Source organism: Rahnella sp. P4_A8 (assembly GCF_056402435.1).
Genome location: NZ_JBFUHK010000005.1, coordinates 166,762 through 173,072, shown reverse-complemented (window position 1 = coordinate 173,072; position 6,311 = coordinate 166,762). Strand labels below are relative to the sequence as shown.

The window sequence follows — 6,311 nt, the reverse complement described above, 5'->3', positions numbered from 1 at the left end:
GAGTTTACGCTTGCGTAGGGTGACGGTGTCAGTGAGAGAAAAAGCTTGCTGAATGAGGTCAGGAGACAGGAGGTCAGCGAGGCTTTGAACTTCATCGGGGGCAGTGAGATTGATAATACCGAGAGCTTGTGAAAGTTCCATTTAAAAAGGGTCCATGATGAGCATGAACCCTTTTTACACGAGCCACCGGATCGGTCAACTGATCCTTAAACGATCGGCATTAGCCGATCGGCAGCCTTTCAGTGCATTGCGACTCAGCGCAAGCCCCGCGAATTAACGCATAGTCACAAACTCTTCCGCACCGGTCGGGTGGATGGCGACGGTGTTGTCGAAGTCTTTCTTGGTCGCGCCCATTTTCAGTGCGACCGCAAAGCCCTGCAACATTTCATCCATACCGTAGCCGATACCGTGGATACCGACGATTTTCTCTTCAGCACCGACGCACACCAGTTTCATGCGGCACGGCTGGCGGTGTTGAGTGACGGCAGTGTACATGGCGGTGAAAGCAGATTTGTAGACTTTCACGTTTTCTTCGCCGAACTGCTCTTTCGCCTGCGGTTCAGTCAGACCGACCGTACCGATTGGCGGGTGACTGAACACCACGGTCGCAATGTTGCTGTAATCCAGATGTTCGTCAGGTTTGTTGTTAAACAGACGCTCAGACAGACGACGACCCGCAGCAACGGCAACCGGAGTCAGTTCAACGGCACCGGTATTATCGCCAACGGCGTAAATCCCGTTTACGCTGGTGTTCTGGAACTTATCGACGACGATGTAACCTTTTTCGTTGGTTTTCACGCCCGTCGCTTTCAGATTGAAGTTATCGGTTTCCGGTTCGCGGCCAATCGCCCAGACCAGGCTGTCGACTTCAAATTCCTGACCGTTTTCCAGCTTAAGCGTCAGGCTGCCGTCGGCATTTTTCACCACTTCTTTCGGAATGGATTCTTTATGCAGCGCCGGGCCTTCGGTTTCCATCACTTCCACCAGCGTTTCAACGATCAGCGGATCGAAAGTCCGCAGCGGCGCGTGTTTACGCACGAACAGGTGAGTTTCAGCACCCAGCGCGTTCATCACACCGGCGATTTCTACCGCGATATAACCTGCGCCAACCACCGCAACGCGTTTTGGCATTTCGGTCAGATCGAAGAAACCGTCTGAATCAATGCCGTATTCTGCACCCGGAATATCCGGATGGCTCGGGCGTCCGCCGGTAGCGATCAGGATGTGATCTGCCGTGATCTTCTCACCGTTCACTTCCACAGTATGATCGTCAACGAAACGGGCGAAGCCTTTGATCACATCAACGTTATTTTTGCCCAGCACGTTATCGTACGAGGTATGGATACGGTCGATGTAGGCGGTACGGTTGGCGACCAGCGTTTTCCAGTTGAAGCTGTTCACGGTGGTATCAAAGCCGTAATCCGGGCCGTAGTTGCGGATCGCTTCAGCGATTTGCGCGGCATGCCACATCACTTTTTTCGGGACACAACCCACGTTGACGCACGTGCCGCCCAGCTCTTTAGCTTCGATCAGCGCACATTTTTTCCCATACATGGCTGCACGGTTGATTGATGCGATACCGCCGCTGCCGCCGCCAATTGCCAGATAGTCATAATGTTTGGTCATCGGATTTTCCATGAGTTGTCAAAAATGAAGAACGCCATACCGGCGTCGCTAATCTTAAAAATTGCTTGTGAGTTTAGCGCGTGAATGCGTTTTGTCGCAAAGTTTGGATCGATGGCTGCAATAGGTTTGATAGCTGAGACCTTAGAAAAAGGCCTCAGCGAAGGGAAATTCTTTACTTACTCAGGCACTACCCAGTTCACCGTGGTGTGACCGGTACCGGAAGGCACCAGCACTTTGAGCAGCCACGGCAGTACGTTGTTCATCTGCTGCTCGAGCTTCCATGGCGGGTTAATCACGATCATGCCGGAAGCGGTCATGCCGCGCTGATCGCTGTCCGGTCGCACGCCCAGTTCGATTTGCAGAATACGGCGGATGCCGGTTGCTTCGAGATCACGCAGCATTTTCTTAATTTGCTGGCGCATCACCACCGGATACCACAACGCGTAAGTGCCGGTGGCAAAACGTTTGTAGCCTTCCTGAATGCCTTTTACCACGTCCTGATAATCGGTTTTCATTTCGTACGGCGGGTCCATCAGGATCAGCCCGCGACGTGAAGGCGGTGGCAACTGGGCTTTCAACTGCTGATAACCGTCGGCACGCGCAACGCGGGTACGGTCATCTTTCTGGAATTCACTGCGCAGCAGCGGGAAATCGCTCGGGTGCAGTTCGGTCAGATGCAGTTTGTCGTCTTCGCGCAACAGCTGACGGGCAATCAGCGGTGAACCCGGGTAATAACGCAGGTTCTCGTTGCGGTTGAAGTGATTGACGACTGACATATACGCCGCCAGTTCTTCAGGAATATCGTCCCGCTGCCAGATGCGCGCGATGCCTTCCAGATATTCGCCAGTACGTTCGGCATGTTCGCCGCTCAGCTGATAACGCCCGGCACCCGCGTGGGTGTCGAGATAAAGGAAGGGCTTTTCTTTTTCTTTCAGAGATTCAATGATCAGGCTCTGAACGGTGTGTTTCAGTACATCGGCATGGTTGCCGGCGTGAAAACTGTGGCGGTAACTCAACATGTGCGGCTTCTCCTGCGGCTTCGCGGCATTATCCATTAAAGACTATCCCGCCGCCACCCATTGATTTCCCCGTAACTTGACCGCATGTTAGAAGTTACGTCATCTTTAAGACGACCCGAATTCACGGCGTGGTGCGCCACAGGCGCATCAGCCCCAAACGCTATTACGAAGGACTGGCCCTATGACTGAACAGCAAAACGCGTCGAATCCGCTCTTAAAACCGTTCTCCCTGCCTCCTTTCTCTGCGATCAAGCCTGAACATATTGTCCCTGCGATGAAATCCGCTATCGAAGAAAGCCGTCAGACGATCGAACGTGTTGTCGCGCAGGGCGCGCCTTATACCTGGGAAAATCTGTGTCAACCGCTGGCCGAAAGTGATGACCGCCTGAGCCGCATCTGGTCGCCAGTGGGGCATCTTAATGCCGTAAAAAACAGCCCGGAACTGCGTGAAGCTTACGAGCAGTGCCTGCCGATTCTGTCTGAATTCAGCACCTGGACCGGACAGCACGCCGGTTTGTATCAGGCCTACCGCGATTTAAAAGACAGCGAACATTTCAGCACGCTGTCCGTGGCACAGAAAAAAGCCATTGATAACGCGCTGCGTGATTTTGAGCTGTCCGGCATTGGTTTGCCGATGGAAAAACAAAAGCGCTATGGCGAAATTTCCGCGCGTCTGTCTGAGCTGGGTTCGACCTACAGCAACAACGTGCTCGACGCCACGATGGGCTGGAGCAAACTCATCACTGATGAGAATGACCTGAAAGGTCTGCCGGAAAGTGCGCTGGCCGCCGCGAAAGCGCTGGCAGAATCGAAAGAGCAGGAAGGCTGGCTGTTGACGCTGGATATCCCGAGCTATCTGCCGGTGATCACCTATGGCGAAAACCGTGAACTGCGTGAAGAGATGTACCGCGCATTTGCTACCCGCGCCTCCGATCAGGGTCCGAATGCCGGTAAGTGGGACAACAGTGAAGTCATGGCCGAAGAACTGGCGCTGCGTCACGAACTGGCTCAGTTGTTAGGTTTTGATTCTTTCGCGGATATGTCTCTCGCCACCAAAATGGCCGAAAGCCCGAAACAGGTGATCGACTTCCTGAGCGGTCTGGCAACCCGTGCGCGTCCGCAGGGCGAGCAGGAACTGGCCCAACTGCGTGCTTTCGCCAAAGAACATTTCGGTGTGGACGAAATGGAAGCCTGGGATTTGCCGTTCTACGGCGAAAAACAGAAACAGCATCTGTTCTCCATCAACGACGAACAGTTACGTCCTTACTTCCCTGAGCAGCGTGCGCTGGAAGGGCTGTTTGAAGTGGTGAAACGCATTTACGGCATCACCGCCAAAGAACGTAAAGACGTAGAAACCTGGCATAAAGACGTGCGTTTCTTCGACCTGTTCGATGAAACCGGCGACCTGCGCGGCAGCTTCTATCTCGACCTGTATGCCCGCGAACACAAACGCGGTGGCGCATGGATGAACGACTGCGTTGGCAGCATGCGTAAAGCCGACGGCGAACTGCAAAAACCGGTCGCGTACCTGACCTGTAACTTTAACGGTCCGGTCGGCAACAAACCGGCGCTGTTTACCCATAACGAAGTCACGACGCTGTTCCATGAATTCGGTCACGGCCTGCATCATATGCTGACCCGCATCGACACGCCGGGAGTCGCCGGTATTGCCGGTGTGCCGTGGGATGCCGTCGAGCTGCCAAGCCAGTTTATGGAAAACTGGTGCTGGGAGCCGGACGCACTGGCGTTCATCTCCGGTCATTTCGAAACCGGCGAACCGTTGCCGAAAGAGATGCTGGATAAAATGCTGGCGGCGAAAAACTATCAGGCGGCGTTGTTTATCCTGCGTCAGCTGGAATTCGGCCTGTTCGATTTCCGTATGCATGCGGAATATGATCCGGCTAAAGGCGCGCAAATCCTGCAAACGCTGGCTGAAATCAAGAAACAGGTTGCCGTGGTGCCGTCACCTTCATGGGGCCGGTTCCCGCATGCCTTCAGCCACATCTTTGCAGGCGGTTATGCGGCCGGTTACTACAGCTATCTGTGGGCGGAAGTGCTGTCTGCAGATGCCTATTCCCGCTTTGAAGAAGAAGGGATTTTCAACCGCGAAACCGGTCAGTCGTTCCTGGATAACATTCTGTCGCGCGGCGGTTCCGAAGAGCCTATGGAGCTGTTCAAACGCTTCCGCGGGCGTGAGCCGCAGCTGGATGCTATGCTGCGCCACTACGGAATCAAAGGATAACCTCTGCCTGTGAGTGTGTGTTTACTGTGTGAAGAAGGCGCCGATGAAGGCGCCTTATCTGTTCTGGCGCAGCGCTGGAATCTGACGTCTGACCCGGATGCTGTGATGGCACTGGTGCTGACGCCTGAACGTCTGGAATTACGTAAACGTGATGAGCCAAAACTCGGCGCGATTTATGTCGATTTTGTCGGCGGCACGATGGCGCATCGTCGCAAATTTGGCGGCGGGCGCGGTGAAGCGGTGGCCAAAGCTGTCGGCATCAAGGGGCGCTATCTGCCGGATGTCGTCGACGCGACCGCCGGGCTGGGCCGCGATGCGTTTGTGCTGGCTTCTCTGGGTTGCAAAGTGCGGATGCTGGAACGTAATCCGGTGGTGGCGGCACTGCTTGATGACGGGCTGGCGCGGGGTTATCGCGATGCAGAAATTGGCCCGTGGCTGCGCGAGCGTATGACGCTGCTGCACGCCTCAAGCCTGACGGCGCTTGCTGAGCTTTCGCCAAAGCCGGAAGTGGTGTATCTCGACCCGATGTATCCGCACAAACAGAAAAGTGCGCTGGTGAAGAAAGAGATGCGCGTGTTTCAGGGACTGGTCGGCCCGGACGAAGATGCCGATGGCTTGCTGGAACCGGCACGCCGTTTAGCGACCAAACGTATTGTGGTGAAACGCCCGGACTATGCGCCGCCGATGGCCGACATCCCCGCACAGGCCGCCGTGGTGACCAAGAGCCACCGGTTTGATATCTATACGCCGTTATAGAAAGCCGCTGCTGTAACGTCTTTCCACTACTGTCATAAAAAAAAGCCCGCAGGTGAAAACCTGCGGGCTTTTTTAAATTAACAACAACGCCTCTTATTCTTCTTCTTCCTCATCGCGCAACGGCACGATCAGCATGTCGATATGAACGGTGTTGATTAGCTGGCGTGCGGAGGACATCAGTTTGCTCCAGAAATCCTGGTGATGGCCGCACAGTACTAAGTCCATGCCATATTTGTTGATGGCATCCACCAGCACCTGCGCTAAATCACCGCTGCCGCTCAGGGTTTCTGAAATCGGATAGCCGGCATTTTGCGACAGTTCGTTCAACGCGTGATGCGTTTCTTCGGAAATACGTTTCTGCATGTCACCCAGATTAACGTCGATCAGACCGGTATACAGGTCGGAATAGTTTACATCAACGTGGATCAGGGACACTTTGGCGTTATACGGACGCGCCATGGAAACGGCTTTCTCGACCAGAACTTTGCTCTCCGGTGACAAGTCCACAGCAATAAGTATGTGTTTGTAAGCCATAAGAAAACTCCTTCCATAAGTCGGTTAATAGCAATATCAGCATCATGCAAAACTCATGACTTCAGTATAGCGCCAAAAGGGTTAAATAAATCAAGCATACAGATCCCATTTCCGTTTCCGGCTATGTATAGATA

5 protein-coding genes and 1 pseudogene are annotated in these 6,311 nt (G+C 54.0%); 2 read left to right on the top strand and 4 right to left on the bottom strand.

Going from position 1 to position 6,311, the window contains the following annotated elements; translation table 11 throughout:
* The 3 genes and pseudogenes from AC1DUO_RS04890 to AC1DUO_RS04880 form a co-directional block, all read right to left on the bottom strand.
* A pseudogene (locus AC1DUO_RS04890) lies at positions 1-141 on the bottom strand (IS4 family transposase); the annotation flags it as partial.
* Positions 142-273: 132 nt separating this feature from the next.
* A complete protein-coding gene (gene gorA / locus AC1DUO_RS04885; RefSeq protein WP_112151951.1) occupies positions 274-1,626 on the bottom strand; it encodes a glutathione-disulfide reductase in 1,353 nt (450 codons plus the stop codon).
* Between the two features lie 176 nt (positions 1,627-1,802).
* A complete protein-coding gene (locus AC1DUO_RS04880; RefSeq protein WP_013573521.1) occupies positions 1,803-2,645 on the bottom strand; it encodes a 23S rRNA (adenine(2030)-N(6))-methyltransferase RlmJ in 843 nt (280 codons plus the stop codon).
* Between the two features lie 181 nt (positions 2,646-2,826).
* On the opposite strand from AC1DUO_RS04880, the gene prlC reads away from it, so the two are divergent.
* Complete coding sequence (gene prlC / locus AC1DUO_RS04875; protein ID WP_112151950.1) at positions 2,827-4,887, top strand: oligopeptidase A; 2,061 nt, start codon at positions 2,827-2,829, stop codon at positions 4,885-4,887.
* A gap of 9 nt (positions 4,888-4,896) precedes the next feature.
* Positions 4,897-5,643: a 16S rRNA (guanine(1516)-N(2))-methyltransferase RsmJ gene (gene rsmJ / locus AC1DUO_RS04870; protein ID WP_013573523.1), complete on the top strand. Its 747-nt coding sequence runs from the start codon at positions 4,897-4,899 to the stop codon at positions 5,641-5,643.
* A gap of 93 nt (positions 5,644-5,736) precedes the next feature.
* On the opposite strand, the gene uspA is transcribed toward rsmJ, so the two are convergent.
* On the bottom strand, positions 5,737-6,177 hold the full coding sequence (uspA, locus tag AC1DUO_RS04865) for a universal stress protein UspA (RefSeq protein ID WP_013573524.1): 441 nt from the start codon (positions 6,175-6,177) through the stop codon (positions 5,737-5,739).
* Positions 6,178-6,311: the final 134 nt, after the last annotated feature.

What these genes read in the sequence shown, in the direction of transcription:
- gorA (WP_112151951.1), bottom strand. Translation starts at nt 1,626, where the DNA reads ATGACCAAACATTATGACTATCTGGCAATTGGCGGCGGCAGCGGCGGT.
- uspA (WP_013573524.1), bottom strand. Translation starts at nt 6,177, where the DNA reads ATGGCTTACAAACACATACTTATTGCTGTGGACTTGTCACCGGAGAGC.
- AC1DUO_RS04880 (WP_013573521.1), bottom strand. Translation starts at nt 2,645, where the DNA reads ATGTTGAGTTACCGCCACAGTTTTCACGCCGGCAACCATGCCGATGTA.
- prlC (WP_112151950.1), top strand. Translation starts at nt 2,827, where the DNA reads ATGACTGAACAGCAAAACGCGTCGAATCCGCTCTTAAAACCGTTCTCC.